The organism is Niallia circulans, from assembly GCF_007273535.1.
Lineage (GTDB): Bacteria > Bacillota > Bacilli > Bacillales > Cytobacillaceae > Niallia > Niallia circulans_B.
In genome coordinates, this window is sequence record NZ_RIBP01000004.1 from 3,066,382 (window position 1) to 3,089,072 (window position 22,691).

Genomic DNA, 22,691 nt, shown 5'->3' on the forward strand with positions numbered 1-22,691 from the left:
ATCTTCCTAAATAAAAAAAGTCATTGTCATAAATGCATAATAAAAACATTCATAATTAGCTAAATTATACAAATTTTCAAGTTTATTTATCCTTATTCCACCAATATCTCTTTGTTTTCATCCTGTAAACTCCGTAAATATAAACACATCGCCTCAAATAAATCGAGCATATCGTGTATTTCGGTAAGCGATACATTTCCTAACATGGAAATTTGAATCCAATTTCGTTCTTGTAAATAACTGCTTTGGTAATGAAGATAATAACCCTGTCTTTTCAGCCACTCACCAATTTCAATACTTGATATCTGCTTATCAAGAATAATAGAGATAATCGGAGAGGAATATTGCTGTTCTTTTGGCAATAACTTGAACTGCGAGCCTGTTAATCTTTTATAAGTGTATGCATACATCTTGGCAACATCGCTGTATTTTTTCGTAAAGTCTTTTGTTAACGCTTTCCCAAGGGCACTTAGCAATGACGATGAATGGGTGTATGGCACACTATTATGAAGGTAGTATAAGCCTAAATCTATATATGGCGGAATTTGTTCATTTGGCTGAATCTCATGATTGTGAAACACGAATGCTAATCCTGAAATCGATTCCATGCCTTTGCCGCTCACCGCTGTTGCCAAGTATACATCTTTTAGGTCGACAGGCAGTGCTCCTATCGTACTTATACAGTCCACAGCCTGTTTTACCGGTTTTCCACCTATTGCCCTTGTTATCCTTTCAATCTCATTGACAGTGCCAGTTGAAGTCTCACAGTGTACATACCATATCCAATCAATTTCTGAATCTAGTTCTGCAGCCAGCTCTGCTTCTGTAAAAGCCTCACCCCAAGTCTTTCTTACTATTCGGCATTGTAATTGATACCTTTTTGCTCGATTAACTAAGCGTTCGCCAAATTCTCCGTTGCTCAAAATTAGTCCCTTCCCTTTTAATAATGCCAGTTGCGCTGCGACAGCATCGTTAGCAAGTGTTCCTGTACCAATCATAATTTGTACATATTTCGCTTGTGTCATTTGTGTCAAGTCCGCTTGAACGCGCCTTATCAGGTCTATAAAGGCAGCATCACGGTGCGAGAAGGCTTGACTTCCGAGTGTATTAAGAATTTCATCTGATACACGAACAGGTCCAGGTAAAAACGATACTGCTGATGGGAGAAGCTTCTCTGTCAATAGGATATGATCCTTCGTTATATACATCGGCTGATAAATTACACCGGTACTTCCTACCTGATGTGCAAAAGGCATAAAGCCGATATGTCGATACAGCTTTTCTTCTCGCAAAATACCGCTTATGACTGCTCCCTCATACCCATTCTCCTTAAAAATATGATGCAGCATTTGCAGTAAGCCGATAAACACCTTTGTTTTTCTGTATTGTTTCTTGACAGACAGCAGCCGTATTTCACAAAGTTTATTGATGTTCATTTGGTTAGGCAGATAAGCACCAATGTCCCCAAGTTTTTTATCTAAGGAGAATGGGCGTTTATCCGCAAGAGAAATCATTCCGATTACCTCTTGTTCCTTCAAAGCAATAATATATGTATTCTGTTCGTGGTAGGCATCTACTAACAGCCCTTGCTCATTTTTATCATGCTGTGGAATTTCCTCTGCAAATGTTTCATGATTTAACCTAAATATCTGTTCGAATTCCTGTGGATGTGAAGCAATTTTAAAAAGATAGGTTGATAATTTCCCCATACAAAAAACCCCTCTCCAAGCAATTAGTCAAAATGAACGTTATGTTAATTTCTCATTAGCAGAAATTGTCTCCATTTAAGTTTATGGGCGCATATCACCACAGCTACTATAAGCAGGGCAATTACCCCCGGCAACATCTCCTTCTCGATAAAGAAAAATGCGACTGCGCAAACGAGCAGACTAAATAAACCAGGTACTGTAAAGCCTTTATATAGCAAATAAAATAATAGAAAGCTGATAATGATTATGGGAACAAACCATAAATTAACAGCTAGCAAACCTCCAATTAACGTGGATATCCCTTTCCCTCCTTTAAATTGGAATAATACTGGTTTGATGTGACCAATACAAACAAACAGCAAGCCGATAAGCTGGAAAGCTGTTGAAAAGCCAAGCAGGCGGCCGATGAAGATAATTGCCGCGCCTTTCATGGCATCACCTAGAAATGTCAGCACAAAAGCCTTTTTCCCATAGAGCCTTCCAGCGTTTCTTGCCCCAGGATTTTTGCTTCCCTCTGCCCGAATGTCACCGTCAGATTGTATCCGGCCAACAACAAAACCAAATAAGAGATTACCAGCAAAATAAGCGCAGATTAAATATAAAACTAGCAACATACCATCACCCATCTTTTTTTCTAAAAATTGTTATTTTTATCCAAGTAAATTATACAACATTAGAATAAATTTACACAAATTTTATTATTTTCTCTTTCAAAAAAGACCATTTTAAGTTATTTTATTTACAGTTTCTAAATACTCCTTGAATAATTTCTTTAGTTTTTTTATTATGAATGTAGCAATCTATCCGATATAAGATAGATGACAATAGTTAATATTTAATTTTTGCTTTTGAATCAGGCGGCGAAATCCTGGTTCATCGTATTTGCTTGTAAAACCGAGGTGAACATTATGAACAAAGAAATTATTAAATTTATTAGAAAGAACTACGAAATGACACAAAGAGACTTTGCCAAGGTTGTCAATTGTAGCTTTGCTTTGATTGCCCTTGTAGAGGTTGGCAAAAGAAATGTCAGCAAGGAGCTTGAGCACAAGGTAAAAACGGCTTTTAACATAGATGATCAGGACATTCAGTCCATCACTACAATTATCTCTGAATTTACTAAAGGCATCCCTCCGTTCATGTAACAAAAAGCAGTGTGAGAGGGGCAAATATTTTGCTCTTCTTTTCCTCTTTGCAAGTAGTTAAATCTCCCTCTTATACTATCTTTATTCTGCGAACCCGCTTTTTACATACAAAAAGTATTACTTACATAAGTTTTTTTATTAGAAATAAAATGAGCATTTCCTCTTTAAATATACTAATAGCTCTTCGTTTATACCGGTTTCATTCCATTATTTCCTAAACGATACTGTGCCAAGGATATAATCTTTCTAAACACGAATTCTACATGATTTCCTCTAGTTGCGAACATCTAGAAAAGTAGAAATGAATTAACTATTAGTTTGTTTCATTCGCTGCGTCCACTCGCTTTTTTTTGCGGAGAGCATGATACCTCCTCATCTTCGCCTGCGGTTGTTAAATCGTCTCCCTTAGTAATCCAATTGCCTCCGCTGCAATGAGTATTGTTTCTCAAGCAGAAGCACAAAAAGAGACTGAGACAAAACAAAAGATAACCTTTCTAAACACGAATAATAAAATTACATCTAAATTTAAAAATTTAAGGTTGTGTCTAAATAGTTAGTTCGTTTCATTGCGCGCTCGTCCTCGCGCTTTCTGCGCGGAAAGCATTGAGCCTCCTCATCTTCGCCTGCGGGCTCTAAAGCGTCCTCTATTTCCCTTAGTAGTCTAGTGGCCTTCCGCTCCATTCCACTAAAATTTCTAATTATTGTATTTTAAAAAACAAAAACCGAACTATCTAATCTAAATCAGAATAGATAGTTCGGTTTTGTACTAATTCATATACTTATGTCCCAGCCTCTTTTAATAGACTTACATACATATGTCTTAGCTTATACTGTAAAATTTTACAGTTTAAATTTATTTATAACAAGCATCAGCTCTTCTGCCATTTTGCTTAACCCGATGGCTGCTGCTGATATTTCCTGCATGGATGCTAATTGTTCTTCTGTTGCAGCAGATACGTTTTGCGTGCCTTGATCTGTTTGTTCTGCCATTTGTTTAACTAGATTTATGGCCATGACGATTTTTTCCATGCCATTGTTCAGTTCTTTAACAGATTGTGAGACAGAAGTGATTTGCCCACTGACCTCATCAACAGCAGTTTCTATTTCACCGAAGATTTCTCCCGTTTGCTTAACAACCACAATGCCGCCGTCCACTTCGGCCGTTGCATAATTCATTGATTCCACAGCTTTAGCTGTCTCTTTTTGAATTCTTGTAATAAGACCACTGATTTTACTTGCTGAGTCAGAAGATTGTTCTGCCAAATGGCGAACCTCTTCTGCGACAACAGCAAAGCCTTTACCCTGCTCACCTGCTCTCGCCGCTTCAATCGCTGCGTTTAAGGCAAGTAAGTTCGTTTGATCGGCAATTGCAGTTATTACTTGAGAAATTTCACCTATTTCACTTGAATAGCTTCCAAGCTCTTTAATCACAGTCGCTGACTCTGTCACACGCTTACTTATCATATCCATTTGTGTCTCAACAGTGCCAATTGCTTTATTTCCATTAGCTGCTTTAGCGGAAGCCTCAACAGCTCTTTTTGTTACGCTGTCTGAGCTCACAGCTATATGTTGGACATAGTTTAACATGCTTGCAACAGATTGGTCGGTTTCTTCTAATTCAGAAACTTGTTTGTCCATCGCGTGGTTTACTTCATGTATTGTTGCAGAAATATGCTCTGAGGCTGCGTTCATTTCCTCTGTTCCTGCAGATAGCTCCTCACTTGAGGCAGCAACCTGTTCTGCAGCAGCTCTCACCTTGTGAATAACTCCCCGCAAGTTTTCAGTCATTATGCCAAAGGATGATGCTAGCTCTCCGATTTCGTCCTTTGACTGAATTAGAACCTTATCATTTCGCAAATCACCTAAAGCGATATTTTGTGCTTGCATATTTATATCATCTAATGGCTTTAAGCTTCTTCTAATAATGTAAACTAAAGCAGCAATCAGAACTGCAGATAGAATTAATGACAAGAAAATAGACGTTATATTTGTTTTTGTTAAAGTATCTTGAACATGATTTAATGTCTCACTTGCAATCGTTGCATTTTGGAAATAGGATGTAGTGTCCACCTGGGCAAGCAGTACATATCTTACTTCCTCATCAACAATGATCGGATAATAAATTTCAGCTTTTTTATCTTCCAGGTTTAATATCGGTTCTTTTGAGTCAACCACTTTTTTGATTGTTTCATCTTTTGTTGTTGAACCCTTTTTAAGAACAGATTCCTGCCCTGTTTTCAACGACTCTGTTAATACGACATTGCTGTTACTAATTAAGTATATGGATTGAACGCCATTACCCTCTTGAATGAATTTAGAAAGCGAGTCTTCAAATACTTCTGCATTACGCCCGACTTCCAATATTCCTTTACCGTTAAGTCTTGGGATAGAGGTGAATTTAAAAATTTCACCACTTTCTTTCTTAATTGTTAATGGTCCCTCCAACATTTTCATATCACCTGTTATAAGTCCTTTTACGTTTGGATCGAAGGCAAGCAAATTAAATCCAATGGAAGCCTTATCCGTAGAATGGGTGAACACCCCTTTATCATTGGTCAATAAGAAATCGGTCATTTTTGTTTGTTTGGCAATCTGTTTCAAATCTTCGTTTGAAACATTGCGTTGGGCATCAATCTGTTGGAGTGTGTATGCAGCATTAGCCATACTTTCATCTAATTGCTGCTCCAAAACCATAACATGCTGAGATATTTCCGTTGACAGCCCAGTCAGTTTTGACTCTACATCCTTTTTTGAATTTGATTCCAACTGCTGCATAACTAAGTTTGTATTTTGTTTTAGCTTATTTGTTTCAACAAACTGCAAAAGGCTGGATGCTGCTATAAGCACAATGATGATTATGCTTGTTATAGCAATCATCTTGTTTTTTAAAGACATATGTTACCTCCCAATATAAATAGTACATCTTTATATCGGACATCCTGTCCTCAAGTTTAGTTCAAGCCCTTTATTCAGACTATTTCTCTTGCAACCTTTTTAAACATTTGTTCATAAGCTGTAATGAGACGAAAAAGGAGGAGGAAATAATTTGCCTGACCTTAAAAATTCACCCGTTTTCTTGCCAAAGACAAATATAACGGCAGCTACTTCACAAACTGTTTTCCAGTACAACTATTTAGAGGCTTATATGGCAGAACAACAATCAAAAAATGAAATGCTGCGAATGAAATTAGAGGATATTTTTTTGCAAGCTAATAATACTACCCAAGAACAAGCAGAAAAACTGCAGCAACTCGAGGACTTACTTTTTATGCAAGGGAATGTATCCAATCAGATTCTAGAAGAAACAAAAACCAATCAAGATCATATTAAAGCTGTTCTTCAATCTGCTTATGCTGCAGAAGAATTAGCAAAAGAAAATGCTCAAAAACTTTCAGATGAGCAATATGTTCATACTGCCATACTTGATCAGTTTGTATTTCAGGATAAAGCTATCAGTAATCTTACAGAAACGCTCGATGAATTTAAACAAAGTACAATTGCCTTACAAGAAAAAATAAACCAAACAGAAGAAACACAGCAGCAAATCGACGAAAAATTAGAGCTTCAAGAAATTTACCAACAAACTATTTTAGAAAAAGTCGAGGATACAGATGCGAAAATCAGCAAAATGGCGAGACAAATGGAGTATTTAAAAGAAGTTATTTTTGAAAGAATAGAGTATTTAGCTGCAAAATTTGAGGACAATTTAAAATCGCTCGTTATTCCCGTGCAAAAATTTTTCGTAAAAACAAACGAGAAGGCAAAGGAAAAGAAATAAAGCACAAAAAAAAGGATAGCGGCATGCTATCCTTTTTCTTTAATTTATGATTTTGACTTCGACTTGTTTTCTTCCCCAGTTTAAAGCGTCTTTTTCAGATGACATAAATAAATCGATTTTGTTTCCTTTAATTGCTCCACCAGTATCGCCTGCTACTGCCTTACCGTAGCCTTCAACATATACGGTTGAACCAAGTGGAATGACCTTTGGATCTACTGCAATGACTTTTTTGTTGGGATTTCCATTCAAATCAATACCTGTTGCAGTTACTCCAGAACACCCTTTGCAGTCAGCCGTATAGGCTGTTGCTGAAACAGTTACTGTTTCTGCATTGCCAGAATCGTCTTTTTCAACTGGTGCTGCAGCTGTTTTCACTGCCTTTTTTTCTTGTTTTTCTGCTTGTTTCTCTTCTTTCGGTGCGCTATTAGCCTCTTTTTTATCAATGCCGTTATCGACAATCAGTTCTTCACCAACATAGATTTTTTCAGAAGGGAGTTTATTCCACTTCATTAAATCATCAACTGTATTGTCGTTATCCTTCGCTAAACTCCAAAGAGTGTCGCCGGATTTAACTTTATGAGTTTTCTCCACTTGGAGATCTAATGTATCGTTTACTTTAATTATGTCAGAATCAAGGTCATTCCAAGTTTTTATGTCTTCTGTGGAAACATCATAGTCTTTGGATATGCTCCAAAGTGTGTCTCCTTTTTTAACTGTGACTTCTGCCGCCTTCGCTTCAGTCGCAATGGAAGTGGCAATTGTTGCGCATGCAATAAATGATAATAATTTTTTCATTTACTTTTTACCTCCTAACTAGCTTAAACAAGCTAACGGGTATTATCTTAACATGAAATGCGCAAATAAAAAGAACAAGGAGATACCAATTCCATTACTAATATGACAAAGCTTTAACAGTTACAAGTCTAATTGTCAGAATAGTATAGAATTATACATCCTTGCTCTTACCCTTTTGGAAGTAAATTGAATTTAATAGGTTTATTTACCTAGAGTGTCATTGGTTTTTGGAAATGCTATATGGAAGGAAGTACCTTTGTTTTTTTCACTTTCTATATATACTTTCCCTTTTAAGCTCTCAATAATCTTAAAACTAACAAGCAAACCTAAACCTGTTCCATCATTTTTTGTTGTAAAAAATGGCTCACCTATTTTTTGGAGCTGTTCCTCTGTCATTCCGACTCCAGTATCCTTGATGACAACTTTTATCTCATTAGAGGATTTAACATCTATCAGTAAGTTGCCGCCATTTGGCATTGCCTCCACAGCGTTTTTGATGAAATTGAGAAAAACCTGCTTTAGCTTATTTTCATCACACTCTACTAATGATTCACTATCATCAAAGGTTAACTGTGTCTTTACCTTGCTTTTTCTTAACTGATAATCCAGCACAGAAAGAACATTAGTGATAATAGGAATAATTTCCTTTTTCTGCAAACTAGCAACTGACGGTTTAGATAGCATCATAAATTCCTCAACGATTGAATTGACCCGCTCAATCTCCTCTAAAACGATTGAAAACAATTCCTGCCTATCTTTTACTTCTTCATCCATACTCAAAAATTCGGTGTACCCTTTAATAGACGTCAATGGGTTCCGAATTTCATGGGCTATGCCTGCAGCAAGCTGACCAACAGCAGCAAGCTTGTCTTGGCGATGAAGAATTTCCTCTGTTCGTTTCTTTTCTGTAATATCATTTCTAATTGCTAAGTACTTAAAAGGTTTGTTCTGCTTATCCATGAAAGGGATAATAGTGGTATCTACCCAATAATAGGATCCGTTTTTCGCTTTATTACGAATTTCACCCTTCCACACATTTCCGTTAGAAATGGTATTCCACAAATCTTCGAAAAAAGTGGCTGAATGATAGCCAGAATTAACAATTCGGTGTGTTTGTCCGATTAATTCTTCCGAAGTATATCCTGAAATGCGGCAAAACTTATCATTCACATTTGAGATGATTCCACGTTTATCTGTAAAGGCAATAATGCTCGATTGATCAAGAGCAAACTTTATATCGCTTACCTCTTGCACCATTTCTTTTATTCTTAATTGATCCTGCTTCTGTTCTGAAACATCTCTTCTAATGGATACATATTGATACGGCTCACCCTTTTTGTTCATAAATGGAACAATGACGGTATCTACCCAATAATGACTGCCATCTTTCGCTTTATTGCGAATTTCTCCTTTCCAAATATTGCCTGAGCTGATGGTTTTCCACAGTTCCTTAAAGAACTCTGGTGAGTGGTAGCCAGAATTAATAATCCGATGATTTTGCCCAAGCAATTCAGACCGGCTGTATTTTGATATCTCGACAAATTTATCATTCACATATGTAATCATGCCATTTTTGTCTGTAAATGCTACGATGGACGATTCATCTAATGCATGCTGCATATCCCGAACATTTATATCATTTACTGCCAGCTTTTCGCGTATTAATGTACTTGTTCCTATAAGTCCACCAAGAATCAAGATTGTGATAAATAATACAACATATACGATAAAGCTGTCATCGTAATGAGTTGGATCATATTCAATTGGTGTCATGCCGTACATGAGTATCATATGACTGACAAAACAAACACATGTGATAATTAAGCTGCATAATGGCCTGATGATACTTTGTTTTATCCGGGCATTTTTTTTCGGGTAAAAAGATAATTTAACGGAAAAGGAAAAGCCGCTGAATAATAACAAAAAGCTAATAATAATGGTGGGTATATTCTCTGCTTGAACTGTATTTCCGATCGAATATAACCCTAATACAAATACTGACAGCATCGAAAAGCTGAAAAACAGGCTGCTAACATAAATCCGATGCTTATTGTTCTCTTTGTCCAGCATCGAATAAAAAGCCATTCCGGCAAAGCATATTCCAAGCAGCATAGCTAATGTTGCGATTGGGATATCATAGGTTGCTGTTGCATATATATTATTGGCCATCAATATAACAAAGCTCATCACCCAAAAACCAAATCCTAGCGAAAAGGTGCTGGCTAAAAATAAGAAGCGGCTATTCTTTTCAGACGCCTTAACGAGTTGAAACAAATCGAATGAAGTGTAACTAGCCATATAAATTAATATAATGCTTATAAATACAAGAATGGAGTTATACAAAATTGATCCTCCCATACCATTTTAAAAATTAAAGATGAAAAGTTTATGACAATTTAACAACACTTATGATTGTAATGGAAATGTAATATAGATGAAAGTACTTTTCCCCATCTTTCAATGGAAATGGTCCTTTCTAATTAATTAATAATGTTTAATGTGCCTAAAGTTTTCAAAGCAAATAAATACTTACTATTCTAAATAATATGATATAATCATTTCGTATCACTAAATACCATAATGGGGAGGAATTAGATTGCAAATCACAAAGCAAACAAGGCCATCTCGTCAAGATGTGCCAGAAGCATTAAAATGGAAGGTAGAAGACCTTTTTGTTGATGGACAAGCATGGAAAACAGCTCTGCAACAAGCAGAAAGCAGTATTCCCTCGTTTGAAAGTTTTAAAGGAAAACTGCATACTAGCAGTTCCACCCTTCTTGAATGCTTGAAGGCTCAAGAAACTTTACTTGAGAAGCTAGTTCTGATAAGTACATACGCTTCCTTAAAGCAATCAGAAGATGGAACAAATCCTGAAAACCAAGCGAACTCCTCCCTTTTTGCTGCATTAAACGCTAAAGTAAACGGCACTCTGTCCTTCATTCAATCGGAAATTCTCGAAATACCAGAAGAGTTAATAGAGAAATTCCTTAAGGAAGAACAAGAGCTCGCAGTATACAAGCGAAATATCGAGAAAATCCTCTCTTCAAAAAAGTATGCATTATCGAGCGAAACAGAAAAAGTACTTGCGTCTTTAGGACAAATTCATGCATCTCCTTATTTAGTGTACCAAAACAGTAAACTGGCAGATATGAGCTTTGCTTCGATTGAAGATGAAAAAGGCATGGAGCTACCTGTATCCTTCGCCTTGTTTGAAGATGTGTATGAATTCTCTCCAGATCCTTTCATAAGAAGAAAAGCTTATAAATCATTCACAGATACTTTATCAAAATATAATAATACAATCGCTGCAGCATACAGCACTGAGGTAAAAAAACAAGTAACCATTGCAAATATTCGCGGATATGCTTCCGTCACAGATATGCTTTTGGAACCACAGGAAGTAACAACAGAAATGTATCATAATCAAATCAGTGTCATCTTTAATGAGCTTGCACCGCATATGAGAAAATTTGCTGATTTGAAGAAAACCCAATTAGGATTAGATAAAATGCTCTTCTGTGATTTAAAGGCACCACTTGATCCTGAATTCAATCCAAAGACAACTTATGAGGAAGCAAGTGAAACTATTTTGGAAGCATTAAAGGTGATGGGACCAGAATATTCGGAAATCATGAAAAAAGCTTTAACAGAAAGATGGGTTGACTTAGCTGATAATGTCGGCAAGTCCACAGGTGCTTTTTGTTCAAGCCCATATGGCTCTCACCCATTTATTTTAATTACTTGGGGCAACACAATGAGAAGTGCGTTTATGCTGGCACATGAGCTTGGCCATGCAGGCCATTTCTACTTGGCAAACAAAAACCAAAGAATCATTAATACACGCCCATCAACTTATTTCATTGAAGCACCATCAACTATGAATGAAATGCTGCTAGCAGATTATCTGCTTGCAAGTACTGATGATAATAGAATGAGACGTTGGACAATTCTTCAGCTCTTGGGCACTTATTATCATAATTTTGTTACACATCTACTCGAAGGTGAATTCCAACGCAGAGTTTACAAGCTCGCTGAAGAAGGTACACCACTAACAGCAAGTGTTTTTAATGACGTTAAAGGCAATATCTTAAGGGAATTCTGGGGAGATTCTGTGGAAATTACAGAGCAGGACCATATGACCTGGATGCGTCAGCCTCATTATTATATGGGATTATACCCGTACACATACTCTGCAGGACTAACAGCATCAACAGCAGTCGCTGCAAGCATCCGGGAAAACGGCCAAGACACAGTCGACAAATGGCTCGACGTCCTCCGTGCAGGCGGAACTAAAACTCCATTAGAATTGCTGAATGACGCTGGCGTTGACATGTCAAAACCAGATGCAATCAAAAAAGCCGTTGCCTATGTCGGCACATTAGTCGACGAACTTGCAGACAGCTTTAACTAAAAAGCCCCATAACATTTGGTTTTAAGAAGCAGCTATTGCGATAGCTGCTTTTTTGCTGTCATTTTCCATCATAAATTTCCTTCTACTTACAAACACTGTTTTTAAAGGAGAAGATAACATGAAAAAAACGCAAGAACAAGAAACCACTCCACACCTCCATCCAACTGATCGTGGAGATTCAGTCGACGAGTTGGCTAGACTTGAATCAGCCAACAGCTTTATTGCCGAAAAAGAAATCGGACAACAACGAGAAAACTCGTAATACAAAGGAGACAAACTATGGATACAGTAGACCCAAAAGACCTGCAACTAGGTGACGAAGTATATGTTATCTACCATAACCCACATACACCATCGGTTTCCAATGTGAAGCCTGCAGAAATTGTGCAGCATCCAAAAGACCCTAATGCACTGGCGTTATTTTTAAACGACACATTTCATACGATTGAAGATGATGATGCACTGTTCCAATCTGAATCTGATGCCACAAGTGCATACAATCAAATGTATCAAGATGAAATAGACAATTACTTTTAAGATGCCAACCAAATCAAAAAAGTCCCCAAAATGGGGACTTTTTTGTTAATTATTAATTTGCGGTAATTCTCTCATTTCCATTGATGTTTCATTACCACATAGCGGACATTTTAAATCCTCTGTTGCAAAATCCTTACGCATCCAGCCATTGCATGAATTACACGCATATACTTCCATGTTCAATAATACTTCCTCAGGCTTATCATCCATTCCTTTTCTGTTAAAAAACATGTTGTAGCCCCCTTTTTTGTTTATTATGAACAAAAAAGCTGTATTTTATAGGTAATTTAACAAAATTGAGGAATTAAAACGGCTGCCAGTAAAATTATTGGAGGAGAAACTCAGACATAGTACGCTAAATTTAGACATATATGATATGATTATTTAAAAATTAATTACCGATTGAGGAGAATGGACGATGACAAATCAACTGTATTATACTTCCCCTTACACGTCTTCATGGACGACAAATATTATCAAAACAATACATACTGACGGCAAGGAATATGTCCTATTAGAAAATACCGGATTCTATCCTGAGGGTGGCGGACAGCCTGCGGATACAGGCACAATTAATGGAGTTAAGGTATTAGACGTGCAAAAACAAGAAGATGGCACAATTCTTCATCAGGTAGAGCAGCAAATTGCCGGACAAACAGCTGAATGCAAGCTGGATTGGGAGACACGATACGATCATATGCAGCAACATACTGGCCAGCATTTACTTTCTGCTGTACTGCATGAATGGAACAATATTGCAACAGTTAGCTTTCACTTAGGAAATGATTACACGACAATTGACATTGAAATAGACAAACTGACCCAAACAGACCTACTAGAAATAGAAGCACTTTGCAGCAAGCACATTTTTGCAAACAAAGAAATCAAAACATATTTTGTATCTACGGAAGAAGCTTCCTCCATTCCATTAAGAAAGCTTCCTTCTGTGACTGGCAACCTTAGAATAGTGGAAATCGACCAATTTGATTACTCTGCCTGTGCTGGAACACATGTTTCTCATACTGGTGAGCTTGGTTTGATTAAACTTATCAAAACAGAAAATCACCGCGGTCAAACAAGACTATTCTTTTTGTGCGGGCACCGTGCAATCAAGGATTATCAATCATCACAAATTATTTTAAACGAGCTCAGTGACAAGTTCCGCACAAATAAGGACATGCTTGCAGATCGAATTGAAAAATTAGAAAAAGAAAAGAAATCCATTAATAATGAGCTTGAAGCACTCAAACAAGAAAATGCAAACCTTTTAGCTGAAGGGTTAACTAGCAGTACGGACAGCCCTGTAATTTCTGCAACTTTTGAAGATAAATCGCTTAAGGATTTACAGCTGCTTGCCAAAACTATTTTGAAAGACAATGATCATCCAATTGTCTTTGCGTCAGCATTAGATAAGAAAATATTAATCCAACATAACGGCAGTCCTGTCTTTTCCTGCGGAGCGCTAATAAAGGAAATTTTGGCTGTAACAAACGGCAAAGGTGGCGGAAATAATACACAGGCCCAAGCAACCTTTGACACTTCTCTTGATCTTGATCAGGCATTTCGAAAGATAATTGTTCAACTAGAACAAATTTTATTAGCATAAAACAAAGGAGAAGCAAAACTGCTTCTCCTTTTGTTATATCTTTTGTTTTCTTGCAAATAAGACGAGTGCTATCTTTATTTGAAAATAACTGATGTGTGCCGGAAGCTGTTCCTTAATAGGCTTAAGCTTATCAGTTTCACCCTGTTCTAATACTGCTTCTATTTGTTGATGATCATCAAGAGATAAAAATTGACTCCAATCAATTACTTCTCCTTCTTCATCACATCTCAGCAAATGGTTTTCAATAGTGATAGGAGTCATCGCCCTTTTTTCCGCAATTTCTTTTATATTCAAGCCAGCTTGCAATAATTCAAGGGAAACTAAATGAGAGTTTTCTGTTTTCGGTTTTTTCTTAGGCAACATGCTAGTATCTGTACTTGTGACCTCATGTTCTTTTTTCCAGTCTTCAGGATTCTCCTGTTTATATGACTGCAGTGTCTCAAGAATGATCCCGCCGTATTTTTGTAGCTTATGATCGCCTATCCCTTTTATATTAGCTAGTTCTTCTTCGTTTTCTGGTTTTTGACTGGAAATGAGCTTAAGTGTCTGATCAGAAAAAATAACAAACGGAGGAACTCCCTCGCTGTCTGCAAGGCTTTTCCGCAACATTCTTAATCGCTGGAACAAGTCATTATCTTCAACTATAACCTTCGCTTCGGCCTGCTCTTTTCTAAGCACTTGTTTTTTCTGAAGCAGCACTTCTTTCCCTGTTGGTGCCACCTTTAAAATTGGCATGGAGCCACTGCTGACAGCAATATAATTTTCCGATATAAGAAATTCAATGAAATCACTGACAGCTTTAGCAGACTGTTCCTTCATAATGCCATATGTTTTAACTTTATCTAGGGAAAAGTCGATTATCTTTTTGTTTTTTGAGCCTGTCAACACTTGGGCGACCATTGTTTTTCCAAATCTTTCGCCCATACGCATCATACAGGAAAGGACTTTTTGTGCATCAACTGTCACATCAACAACATGTCTTTCATCCTTACAATTGCTGCATCTTTCACATTTCTGCTCTGTTTGCTCTCCAAAATAGTGGAGAATATATTTTTGGAGGCAATCCTCTGTATGACAAAAATTAATCATTGCCTGCAGCTTGGCCAAATCCTGCTCCTGTTTAGCGGGATCATGTGTTGTCTGATCAATGAGAAACCGCTGGATACGGATGTCCTGTGCAGAGTACAAAAGAATACATTCACTTGGAAGTCCATCCCTGCCGGCACGGCCAGCTTCCTGATAATAGCCTTCCATATTTTTCGGAAGCTGATAATGAATGACGAACCGAATATTACTTTTATCGATACCCATCCCAAAGGCTGTTGTAGCAATCATCAATTGATAATCGTCATTAATAAATTTTTGTTGTTGTTCCTCTCTTGCCTTGTCACTCATGCCACCATGATATTTAGCCACTAGAAAACCTTTATTTGTTAAACGGTCATAAAGCTTTTCAACATCCTGTCTTGTGGCAGCATATATTATTCCAGATTCTTCTTTGTTATTTTTTAGAAATCCTTCCATATAACGATGCTTATCTTCCCCTTTGACGACAGAAAAGGATAAATTGTCTCTTTCAAACCCAGTTATGACTGTATTTTCAACAGGGATTTCTAGTTGTGCACAAATATCCTCTTTAACAACAGGGGTTGCTGTCGCAGTTAACGCCGCCACTATCGGCCGTTTCTCAAGTCGTCTGATTAATTGTCCTAATCTTGAATAGCTTGGACGAAAATCATGTCCCCATTGGGAAATACAGTGAGCTTCATCTATTGCGATGAAGCGAATCTCGAGGTCATTCAGCATATCAATGAAAAATTCCCCAGCTAATCTTTCCGGGGCTACATATAAAATTTTATATTTCCCTCTCTTCAAATCTCCCATTCTTTTGGAAGATTCATACGAATCTAATGTACTGTTAAGAAAGGTTGCAGGAATACCTGCTTCTGTTAATGAATCGACCTGATCCTTCATCAAGGAGATAAGCGGTGAAACAACGAGCGTAACACCTGGGAATAACATCGCAGGAACTTGATAGCAGATTGATTTCCCTCCGCCAGTCGGCATAATACAAGCTACGTTTTCCCCTTGCAGTATTTGCCGTATCACTTCCTCTTGCCCTATTCTGAAGGTATCATATCCAAAATACTCCTTTAATACTGATAATGCCTTTTCAAACATTTATATTAATCCTCCTACTAGAAAGCAAAACTTCGTTACTTCCATTGTACCATTTTTTTTGAATGTATTAAGTCGACAAATTAATGTGAATCTTCTTTTATAAATAAACCGAAAAAAACTGCTTATAGAAGGAATTGTCTTTTATTTAGAGAATATCCTTCTATTACGTTATTGAGGTGAATGCGGTGGAGTGATAATTTTGGATGTTGCCTTCAAATGTTACCCTTTGGTTGTACTATTAATAGAAAAGGTCTGATGATATGAATACAAAATTAATTATTGTAGAAGGATTGCCTGGCAGTGGTAAATCAACTACTGCAGCAACTATTCATGAAATCTTGCAGAATCATCCTATCAAAAGTGAATTATTTCTTGAAGGAAACCTCGAACACCCTGCAGATTATGATGGAGTTGCTTGTTTTTCACCTTCAGAATGGAGCTTACTTGAAAAAAATATCAATAAAAAAGATATCCTTCATTCGAGTGTAGAGTATAACAACGGTCTATTCCTTTTGCCTTATAGGAAATTAATGAACCAAAACAAGGGCTTATTCACTGACATAGAATTATCCTCCATCTTCCAACATGACATATACGAACTGCCTTTTGAACAGTATGCAGCATTAGCTGTAAAGAAATGGGCTGATTTTGCAGAAACAGCATGGCACAATGATAAGATTTATATTTTCGAATGCTCATTTTTGCAAAATCCGTTAACAATCGGGATGATCAAATGGGCTGAAGCACAGGAGAGATTGACAGAACACATCGCTCGTTTGGAGGAAATCATTTGTAAATTAAACCCAGTGTTGTTTTATGTAAGCCAAGAGGATGTAAAAGGCTCTTTTCTAAAAGCATTTGATGAGAGACCTGTAGACTGGTCAACGGGCTTTATTGATTACTATACAAAGCAAGGTTTTGGAAAAATGCATCAGTTGCATGGAATTGATGGAACAATACAGGTTCTTCAGGCTAGAAAAAAACTAGAGTTAAAAATGTATGAAAACCTTTCTATCCAAAAGTTTATTTTAAATAACTCATCTTATAATCTACAAAGAAGCGATATTGTCAAAATGCTAACTTCTACACACATTATATAATGAAATATCTATGTTAACACTGATATTATTTGCTTAGGACTTTTGCATGCAAATGAAAGAGGCATAAGCGAGAACGCTTATGCCTCTTATATCTTAAAATATTACAGCCAAGCTGCTCCAACAATAATCAATAGAATGAATAGTACAACGATTAATACGAATCCACCACTACCATATCCACCACTAACTGGTGCTGCGTAGCTGTATCCTCCGCATCCGCAAGAACTACCATAACCATATCCACCATATCCGTATGCCATTTATAAAACACTCCTTCTTTTTTTTATATTATTTAATAACCAAAACCAACATAACTAGATCCTACAATGATTAATAAAATGAATAGCACTACAAGGAGAGCAAAGCCTCCACCAAATCCTGCTGTATGTTCACCACTCATTTAATCCACCTCCCTCATGCACATAAGCATCTTATGTAGATACAGGTTGTCTTGAATGGGCGAATTTCATTTTTTTATTTTTTTCTAATACAATTACTTTGTTACGTACTATGTAGAAGCGCAACAGGCAACTTCTTTATAAAAAAGAAATCGCCTGTTTTTGTCTTAAAAGAACGGAATAAATGCAAGTGCCGCAATTAAGCCGAAAGAAAATCCTACAGCAGCTGCACCCCAGCCCCAGCCTGGACCATAGCCTCTGTAATATCCAAAACCGAACCCGCCATATCCTCTTCTGCCGCCTAAAGGTCTAATAAAAACCTTATTCGAAGTAACTCGATCAATGACTCCCGTATGCACAGTGCCATTATGTGTACGAATGCGAACACATTTCCCAATACCTTTTGAACACTGATTATAATAATTGTTCATTATGCTTCCACCTCCACTTATTTCCTTATATCTTATGTCCAAGCTCACAAAAAGTATGGACAGCCTCCCTATGATAGGAGCGGAAAATTAGCAAATTCGGGTTAAGAAGAACAAAAAAACGCCACTTCTTAAGAATAATTTCTTAAGAAATGGCGATAAATCCACGTATTTATGACGGATTTTCGTTTAGCCTACTATTAATAGTTGCCTCTTTTTTTTCCAAACGAAGCAGGAAAACATTTAATCCGAGCCCGATGACAGTCAACAAACTAAAAAATAAGTACACAGAAAAAATACTATAATGATCGAAAATGAATCCCCCAATAAAAGTATTAAACCAATTGCCAAGTCCATTTCCGATGGCGGAATAGAAAGTAATGGACGTTGCAATCAAATGAGCAGGAGCAATCTTTCTTATGTACTGTAGACCAGCAGGTATAAACAAACCAACTCCAAAGCCTTGTAGAAAAGCTGTTGCATAAACGAGCGATAAATTTGGTTCTGTAAAATAAAAAATCCATCTGACTAGCGAAATAATGCCAGAGAATAATGTGATTTCAAGCAAACCAAATTTCCTAATCCATGCACCTGCAATTTTCATGAAGGGCACCTCTGACAAGACAGCAATTAAAAAAGCTATGCCAATCCCTGTATAAGTTCCGCCGCTACCTTCCACAAATAAACCAAAAAAAGTATTATTCGCTAAATTCGGACTGAAAATCATGAAGGTAATAATTAGAAACAACATGTATTTTTTATGTGTAAACAGCTTGCTTGCTCCTTTTAACGGATTTCCGTTAGCTAGAGCCTTCTCCTTCGGTATCATGGCAGTTGCGAAGGAACAAATTAGCAATGCCGCGAAAAAGGACAGGAAGATGATGCTTGGAGCAATTTCAGACAATCTTCCCATTATAAATACGGCAATCCCAAACCCAAGCGCACCGTACATTCTGACATTACCATAGTCTAATTTGTGTTCACTTGTAAATTTAATTGTGATGCTATCAGATATCGGCACAATCGCGCTTTGGAAAACCGCAATCATTGTTGCAATCACAAAAATCCAGACAAACTGGTCAATAAACAAATACCCTAAACCGCATAATCCGGCAAAAAATGCACATAATTTAAGAATGGCTGTTGGTGAATTCGTTTTATCAGACAGTATTCCCCAAAAGGGTTGAAAAAATATTGTCACTACTGGCCCTATTGACATGATCATTCCAATTTCGAAGCCAGATAAACCAATTGATTTGTTTAAATAAACACTTAGCAGCGGTGCGATGCTGCCACTGCCAAAAAAGGCAAAAAAATAAAAGCATTGCAGAATATAAAGTTGTTTTTGTGTTTTCATTCAAATATTATCTCCTTTGCTTTTTCCATTATATATCAGTTGCTGAATTCAGCAAAATAAATGTCAGAAAAAAACCAATAAGGAGCTTATATCTATGTTAGAAGCTGCAATTTGGGGTGCTGTTGCAAGTTTGTCTTTAATGTTTGGGAGTATCATCGGCCTAATATTTAAGATTCCTGTTAAAGTAAACGCCTATCTTATGGCACTTGGAACAGGTGTGTTAATAGGAGCCTCATCATTTGACCTGCTTATGGAGTCAATGGAAAAGAGTGGGATAAAAAGGACGGCTATTGCTTTTCTTGGCGGAGCATTGCTGTTCACTATAATAGAACTAATACTCTACAAAAAAGGCGGCACAAACAGAAAAAGGTCGAGCGGAAATACTGCAGCACATTCTGGTATCGCTATTTTCATTGGTACATTGATGGATGCTATTCCTGAATCATTAATTATTGGGTTAAGCTTAATCGCAAGCAATCATGTGGACATACTATTTATCGTCGCAATCTTTATAAGCAATTTTCCTGAGGCGCTTTCCTCCACCGTCGGCTTAAAAAAGGACGGTTATCAAAAGAAAAGAATTTTTCTGCTTTGGTCAAGTGTTGTCCTAATTTCCGCACTAAGCAGTTTAATCGGCTATTCCTTTCTTGCAAATGCATCAGAAATAGCAATTGCAAGTATAGAAGCATTTGGGGCAGGAGGATTGATTGCGATGGTATGCTCCACTATGCTTCCAGAAGCATACGAAAAAGGCGGTCCTGTTGTAGGCTTCATTAGTTGTGCTGGTTTAATGATAGCACTTGCGCTTACATCTCTTTCTGGATGATTCAAAATTTAAATGTTATTAGTAATATGCTTGTAATGGAGTGAAAAACATGCAAGCAATGCAGTGAATACATACTGACCTTTTTATAAAAAGTCAAAAAAAACATGTTTCACATTAAGTATCGCCCGGTTACAATCTTAACGATGGTAAAAGCGATATCTACAGTGAACATGTTTTCTTATTGTTTATTAATGTGTAGTTGAGGATGTCAATTTAGTCGATTGTCGGATTGGAACGATTAAATGTGATCTAGGTTTAGTGAAGCTTATTTTAATGCCTGATTTTTTCATTTTATTTACTAAATCAACAAGCTGTTTTCTAGCCATTTATATCTACTCCTTTATGTCCTGTTATATGTATTGTACAGAAAATATATGAAAAAAATATGAACGTTTAATAAAATTTTATAGATATTTACGTATTCCCGATTACAAGCCCGCAAAACCCCTTTTACTCATTTTAACGCTTACAAATCATATTCTATTATAATAGAACAATTCCCTTTTTTTTTAGAAAAAAACTCCAATAAAAAACTCTACAAAAAAAGACACTTAAATGAACTTAAATCAATTGGATAAGAATTTCAATAAAAATTAGCTTCTTACATGCCAATAATGGTATAATTTTATGGATATTGTATTTTGGAGGAAAAAATATAAATGATAACAGTTAGCAATGTTGGTCTTCGATATGGCGATCGTAAATTATTTGAAGATGTTAATATTAAATTCACACCAGGAAACTGCTATGGTTTGATTGGGGCAAATGGTGCCGGCAAATCGACTTTCCTAAAAATCCTTTCAGGTGAGCTTGAAGCTCAATCTGGTAATGTGTCACTTGGCCCAGGGGAAAGACTTGCAATCTTGAAACAGAACCATTTTGAATACGAAGAGCATGAGGTGCTTCAAGTAGTTATTATGGGTCATACAAGACTGTATGAAGTAATGAAAGAAAAAGATGCCATTTACATGAAAGAAAACTTCTCTGATGAAGATGGTATGAAGGCTGCTGAGCTTGAGGGTGAGTTTGCAGAATTAAATGGTTGGGAAGCTGAATCAGAGGCTGCAATCCTTCTAAAAGGCTTAGGAATCAATGAGGATTTGCACTCTAAAAAGATGGCAGACATCAGCGGTTCTGAAAAAGTAAAAGTACTTCTTGCGCAAGCACTATTTGGTCAGCCAGATGTTCTATTACTCGATGAGCCTACTAACCACCTTGACATTGGGGCAATTCAGTGGCTTGAGGAGTTCTTGATTAACTTTGAGAACACTGTTATTGTTGTTTCCCATGACAGACATTTCTTGAACAAAGTATGTACACATATTGCTGATTTAGATTACAGCAAAATTCAAATCTATGTTGGTAACTATGATTTCTGGTATGAATCAAGCCAATTAGCTTCAAGAATGGCAAATGATGCAAACAAGAAAAAAGAAGAAAAGATTAAAGAACTGCAAAACTTCATTGCGCGCTTTAGTGCCAATGCGTCAAAATCTAAGCAAGCAACATCAAGAAAAAAATTGCTTGATAAAATTTCCTTGGACGATATTAAACCATCTTCAAGAAAATATCCATATGTTGCATTTACGCCTGAAAGAGAAATCGGCAACGATTTATTGCGCGTCGAAAATCTATCAAAAACAATTGATGGCGTGAAGGTTCTTGATAATATCAGCTTTATCATGAACAAGGATGATAAAATTGCTTTAGTTGGGAAAAATGAGTTAGCTAAAACAACACTATTCCGTATTCTAATGGGAGAAATCGAGCCAGACAGCGGATCATTTAAATGGGGTATTACTACTTCACAAAGTTACTTCCCTGCTGAAAACTCTGAGTATTTCTCACGTAATGAGCAAACGCTTGTTGATTGGCTGCGTCAATATTCACCAAATGACCAAACAGAAAGCTTCTTACGAGGCTTCCTAGGAAGAATGCTATTCTCAGGTGAAGAAGTCTTGAAAAAACCTGAAGTACTTTCCGGTGGAGAAAAAGTGCGCTGTATGCTATCTAAAATGATGCTAAGCGGCTCAAACGTTTTACTAATGGACGAACCGACAAACCACTTGGATCTTGAATCCATCACAGCACTTAACAATGGCCTAATTAACTTTAAAGGCTCCCTGCTGTTCGCATCACATGACCATCAGTTTGTATCAACAATCGCAAACCGCATTTTCGAAATTACACCAAGCGGTTTAGTTGACAAACAAGTAACATATGACGAGTACTTGGAAGATACAAAGCTGCAAAAGCAAATAGCTGACATGTACAAATAAACGATAATAAAAAAGGTTCCTGCTTTTGTAGGAACCTTTTTTATTTATTTACTTCCATAATATTTATAATGTATTCTTAAGATTAAAAAACTGTGGTATTATTTTTTTATTTCCACAAAAAATTTTTAAAATGATCTTAAG

Annotated in this window: 20 protein-coding genes and 1 pseudogene; 9 read left to right on the forward strand and 12 right to left on the reverse strand. The window is 36.8% G+C overall.

Annotation, left to right across the window (positions count from 1 at the left end; translation table 11 throughout):
- Positions 1 to 92 precede the first annotated feature (92 nt).
- Both CEQ21_RS23100 and CEQ21_RS23105 read right to left on the reverse strand, forming a co-directional pair.
- Entirely contained in the window at positions 93 to 1,709 is a 1,617-nt protein-coding gene (locus tag CEQ21_RS23100; protein ID WP_185766561.1) for an aminotransferase class V-fold PLP-dependent enzyme, read from the reverse strand.
- 44 nt (positions 1,710 to 1,753) lie between these two features.
- Positions 1,754 to 2,323: a glycerol-3-phosphate acyltransferase gene (locus CEQ21_RS23105; RefSeq protein ID WP_185766562.1), complete on the reverse strand. Its 570-nt coding sequence runs from the start codon at positions 2,321 to 2,323 to the stop codon at positions 1,754 to 1,756.
- Between the two features lie 294 nt (positions 2,324 to 2,617).
- Here CEQ21_RS23105 and CEQ21_RS23110 point away from each other — a divergent pair, with 294 nt between their 5' ends.
- Entirely contained in the window at positions 2,618 to 2,854 is a 237-nt protein-coding gene (locus CEQ21_RS23110) for a helix-turn-helix transcriptional regulator (protein WP_144454882.1), read from the forward strand.
- An 840-nt stretch (positions 2,855 to 3,694) separates the two neighbouring features.
- Here the strand turns inward: CEQ21_RS23110 and CEQ21_RS23115 are convergent.
- Positions 3,695 to 5,749 (reverse strand): methyl-accepting chemotaxis protein, encoded by a 2,055-nt coding sequence (locus CEQ21_RS23115; protein ID WP_185766563.1) that lies wholly within the window; start codon positions 5,747 to 5,749, stop codon positions 3,695 to 3,697.
- A 151-nt stretch (positions 5,750 to 5,900) separates the two neighbouring features.
- Between CEQ21_RS23115 and CEQ21_RS23120 the strand changes: the two genes are divergently transcribed.
- Positions 5,901 to 6,632, forward strand: a complete 732-nt coding sequence (locus tag CEQ21_RS23120; protein WP_185766564.1) for a hypothetical protein — start codon at positions 5,901 to 5,903, stop codon at positions 6,630 to 6,632.
- A 39-nt stretch (positions 6,633 to 6,671) separates the two neighbouring features.
- Here the strand turns inward: CEQ21_RS23120 and CEQ21_RS23125 are convergent, their stop codons facing one another.
- Both CEQ21_RS23125 and CEQ21_RS23130 read right to left on the reverse strand, forming a co-directional pair.
- Entirely contained in the window at positions 6,672 to 7,427 is a 756-nt protein-coding gene (locus tag CEQ21_RS23125; RefSeq protein WP_185766565.1) for a 3D domain-containing protein, read from the reverse strand.
- 201 nt (positions 7,428 to 7,628) lie between these two features.
- Positions 7,629 to 9,770, reverse strand: coding sequence for a PAS domain-containing protein (locus CEQ21_RS23130; RefSeq protein ID WP_235907317.1), 2,142 nt, complete (start codon positions 9,768 to 9,770; stop codon positions 7,629 to 7,631).
- Between the two features lie 253 nt (positions 9,771 to 10,023).
- On the opposite strand from CEQ21_RS23130, the gene pepF reads away from it, so the two are divergent.
- From pepF to CEQ21_RS23145, 3 genes are all read left to right on the forward strand, one after another.
- The gene (gene pepF / locus CEQ21_RS23135) at positions 10,024 to 11,838 is read left to right on the forward strand and encodes an oligoendopeptidase F (RefSeq protein ID WP_185766567.1); all 1,815 of its coding nucleotides are present in this window, start codon (positions 10,024 to 10,026) and stop codon (positions 11,836 to 11,838) included.
- Between the two features lie 118 nt (positions 11,839 to 11,956).
- Positions 11,957 to 12,100: a hypothetical protein gene (locus CEQ21_RS23140; protein WP_185766568.1), complete on the forward strand. Its 144-nt coding sequence runs from the start codon at positions 11,957 to 11,959 to the stop codon at positions 12,098 to 12,100.
- A gap of 17 nt (positions 12,101 to 12,117) precedes the next feature.
- Complete coding sequence (locus CEQ21_RS23145) at positions 12,118 to 12,375, forward strand: transcriptional regulator SplA domain-containing protein (protein ID WP_144454876.1); 258 nt, start codon at positions 12,118 to 12,120, stop codon at positions 12,373 to 12,375.
- Positions 12,376 to 12,420: 45 nt separating this feature from the next.
- Here the strand turns inward: CEQ21_RS23145 and CEQ21_RS23150 are convergent, their stop codons facing one another.
- Positions 12,421 to 12,606, reverse strand: coding sequence for a cold-inducible protein YdjO-related protein (locus tag CEQ21_RS23150; RefSeq protein WP_185766569.1), 186 nt, complete (start codon positions 12,604 to 12,606; stop codon positions 12,421 to 12,423).
- Positions 12,607 to 12,793: 187 nt separating this feature from the next.
- Here CEQ21_RS23150 and CEQ21_RS23155 point away from each other — a divergent pair, with 187 nt between their 5' ends.
- Positions 12,794 to 13,981 carry an alanyl-tRNA editing protein gene (locus CEQ21_RS23155; RefSeq protein WP_185766570.1) on the forward strand — a complete coding sequence of 396 codons (1,188 nt, stop codon included), beginning with the start codon at positions 12,794 to 12,796 and terminating at the stop codon, positions 13,979 to 13,981.
- 33 nt (positions 13,982 to 14,014) lie between these two features.
- Here CEQ21_RS23155 and recQ read toward each other — a convergent pair whose 3' ends face one another.
- Positions 14,015 to 16,162 carry a DNA helicase RecQ gene (recQ, locus tag CEQ21_RS23160; RefSeq protein WP_185766571.1) on the reverse strand — a complete coding sequence of 716 codons (2,148 nt, stop codon included), beginning with the start codon at positions 16,160 to 16,162 and terminating at the stop codon, positions 14,015 to 14,017.
- 260 nt (positions 16,163 to 16,422) lie between these two features.
- Between recQ and CEQ21_RS23165 the strand changes: the two genes are divergently transcribed.
- Positions 16,423 to 17,262 (forward strand): P-loop NTPase family protein, encoded by an 840-nt coding sequence (locus CEQ21_RS23165; protein ID WP_185766572.1) that lies wholly within the window; start codon positions 16,423 to 16,425, stop codon positions 17,260 to 17,262.
- A gap of 101 nt (positions 17,263 to 17,363) precedes the next feature.
- Here CEQ21_RS23165 and CEQ21_RS27495 read toward each other — a convergent pair.
- From CEQ21_RS27495 to CEQ21_RS23185, 4 genes and pseudogenes are all read right to left on the reverse strand, one after another.
- Positions 17,364 to 17,447: pseudogene (locus tag CEQ21_RS27495) on the reverse strand (YjcZ family sporulation protein); the annotation flags it as partial.
- A 107-nt stretch (positions 17,448 to 17,554) separates the two neighbouring features.
- Positions 17,555 to 17,662 carry a YjcZ family sporulation protein gene (locus CEQ21_RS23175; RefSeq protein WP_127741175.1) on the reverse strand — a complete coding sequence of 36 codons (108 nt, stop codon included), beginning with the start codon at positions 17,660 to 17,662 and terminating at the stop codon, positions 17,555 to 17,557.
- Positions 17,663 to 17,827: 165 nt separating this feature from the next.
- Positions 17,828 to 18,091, reverse strand: coding sequence for a hypothetical protein (locus CEQ21_RS23180; RefSeq protein WP_185766574.1), 264 nt, complete (start codon positions 18,089 to 18,091; stop codon positions 17,828 to 17,830).
- Between the two features lie 169 nt (positions 18,092 to 18,260).
- Positions 18,261 to 19,445 (reverse strand): MFS transporter, encoded by a 1,185-nt coding sequence (locus CEQ21_RS23185; RefSeq protein ID WP_185766575.1) that lies wholly within the window; start codon positions 19,443 to 19,445, stop codon positions 18,261 to 18,263.
- Positions 19,446 to 19,539: 94 nt separating this feature from the next.
- Between CEQ21_RS23185 and CEQ21_RS23190 the strand changes: the two genes are divergently transcribed.
- Positions 19,540 to 20,271, forward strand: a complete 732-nt coding sequence (locus tag CEQ21_RS23190) for a ZIP family metal transporter (RefSeq protein WP_185766576.1) — start codon at positions 19,540 to 19,542, stop codon at positions 20,269 to 20,271.
- Between the two features lie 188 nt (positions 20,272 to 20,459).
- On the opposite strand, the gene CEQ21_RS23195 is transcribed toward CEQ21_RS23190, so the two are convergent.
- Positions 20,460 to 20,597 (reverse strand): hypothetical protein, encoded by a 138-nt coding sequence (locus tag CEQ21_RS23195; RefSeq protein WP_164849752.1) that lies wholly within the window; start codon positions 20,595 to 20,597, stop codon positions 20,460 to 20,462.
- Positions 20,598 to 20,930: 333 nt separating this feature from the next.
- On the opposite strand from CEQ21_RS23195, the gene CEQ21_RS23200 reads away from it, so the two are divergent.
- The gene (locus CEQ21_RS23200) at positions 20,931 to 22,550 is read left to right on the forward strand and encodes an ABC-F family ATP-binding cassette domain-containing protein (RefSeq protein WP_185766577.1); all 1,620 of its coding nucleotides are present in this window, start codon (positions 20,931 to 20,933) and stop codon (positions 22,548 to 22,550) included.
- The last annotated feature ends 141 nt before the right edge of the window (positions 22,551 to 22,691 follow it).

Coding starts and splice junctions, on each gene's coding strand:
- CEQ21_RS23100 (WP_185766561.1), bottom strand. CDS start 1,709: ATGGGGAAATTATCAACCTATCTTTTTAAAATTGCTTCACATCCACAG.
- CEQ21_RS23105 (WP_185766562.1), bottom strand. CDS start 2,323: ATGTTGCTAGTTTTATATTTAATCTGCGCTTATTTTGCTGGTAATCTC.
- CEQ21_RS23110 (WP_144454882.1), top strand. CDS start 2,618: ATGAACAAAGAAATTATTAAATTTATTAGAAAGAACTACGAAATGACA.
- CEQ21_RS23115 (WP_185766563.1), bottom strand. CDS start 5,749: ATGTCTTTAAAAAACAAGATGATTGCTATAACAAGCATAATCATCATT.
- CEQ21_RS23125 (WP_185766565.1), bottom strand. CDS start 7,427: ATGAAAAAATTATTATCATTTATTGCATGCGCAACAATTGCCACTTCC.
- CEQ21_RS23140 (WP_185766568.1), top strand. CDS start 11,957: ATGAAAAAAACGCAAGAACAAGAAACCACTCCACACCTCCATCCAACT.
- CEQ21_RS23145 (WP_144454876.1), top strand. CDS start 12,118: ATGGATACAGTAGACCCAAAAGACCTGCAACTAGGTGACGAAGTATAT.
- CEQ21_RS23150 (WP_185766569.1), bottom strand. CDS start 12,606: ATGTTTTTTAACAGAAAAGGAATGGATGATAAGCCTGAGGAAGTATTA.
- CEQ21_RS23155 (WP_185766570.1), top strand. CDS start 12,794: ATGACAAATCAACTGTATTATACTTCCCCTTACACGTCTTCATGGACG.
- recQ (WP_185766571.1), bottom strand. CDS start 16,162: ATGTTTGAAAAGGCATTATCAGTATTAAAGGAGTATTTTGGATATGAT.
- CEQ21_RS23165 (WP_185766572.1), top strand. CDS start 16,423: ATGAATACAAAATTAATTATTGTAGAAGGATTGCCTGGCAGTGGTAAA.
- CEQ21_RS23175 (WP_127741175.1), bottom strand. CDS start 17,662: ATGAGTGGTGAACATACAGCAGGATTTGGTGGAGGCTTTGCTCTCCTT.
- CEQ21_RS23180 (WP_185766574.1), bottom strand. CDS start 18,091: ATGAACAATTATTATAATCAGTGTTCAAAAGGTATTGGGAAATGTGTT.
- CEQ21_RS23185 (WP_185766575.1), bottom strand. CDS start 19,445: ATGAAAACACAAAAACAACTTTATATTCTGCAATGCTTTTATTTTTTT.
- CEQ21_RS23190 (WP_185766576.1), top strand. CDS start 19,540: ATGTTAGAAGCTGCAATTTGGGGTGCTGTTGCAAGTTTGTCTTTAATG.
- CEQ21_RS23195 (WP_164849752.1), bottom strand. CDS start 20,597: ATGGCTAGAAAACAGCTTGTTGATTTAGTAAATAAAATGAAAAAATCA.
- CEQ21_RS23200 (WP_185766577.1), top strand. CDS start 20,931: ATGATAACAGTTAGCAATGTTGGTCTTCGATATGGCGATCGTAAATTA.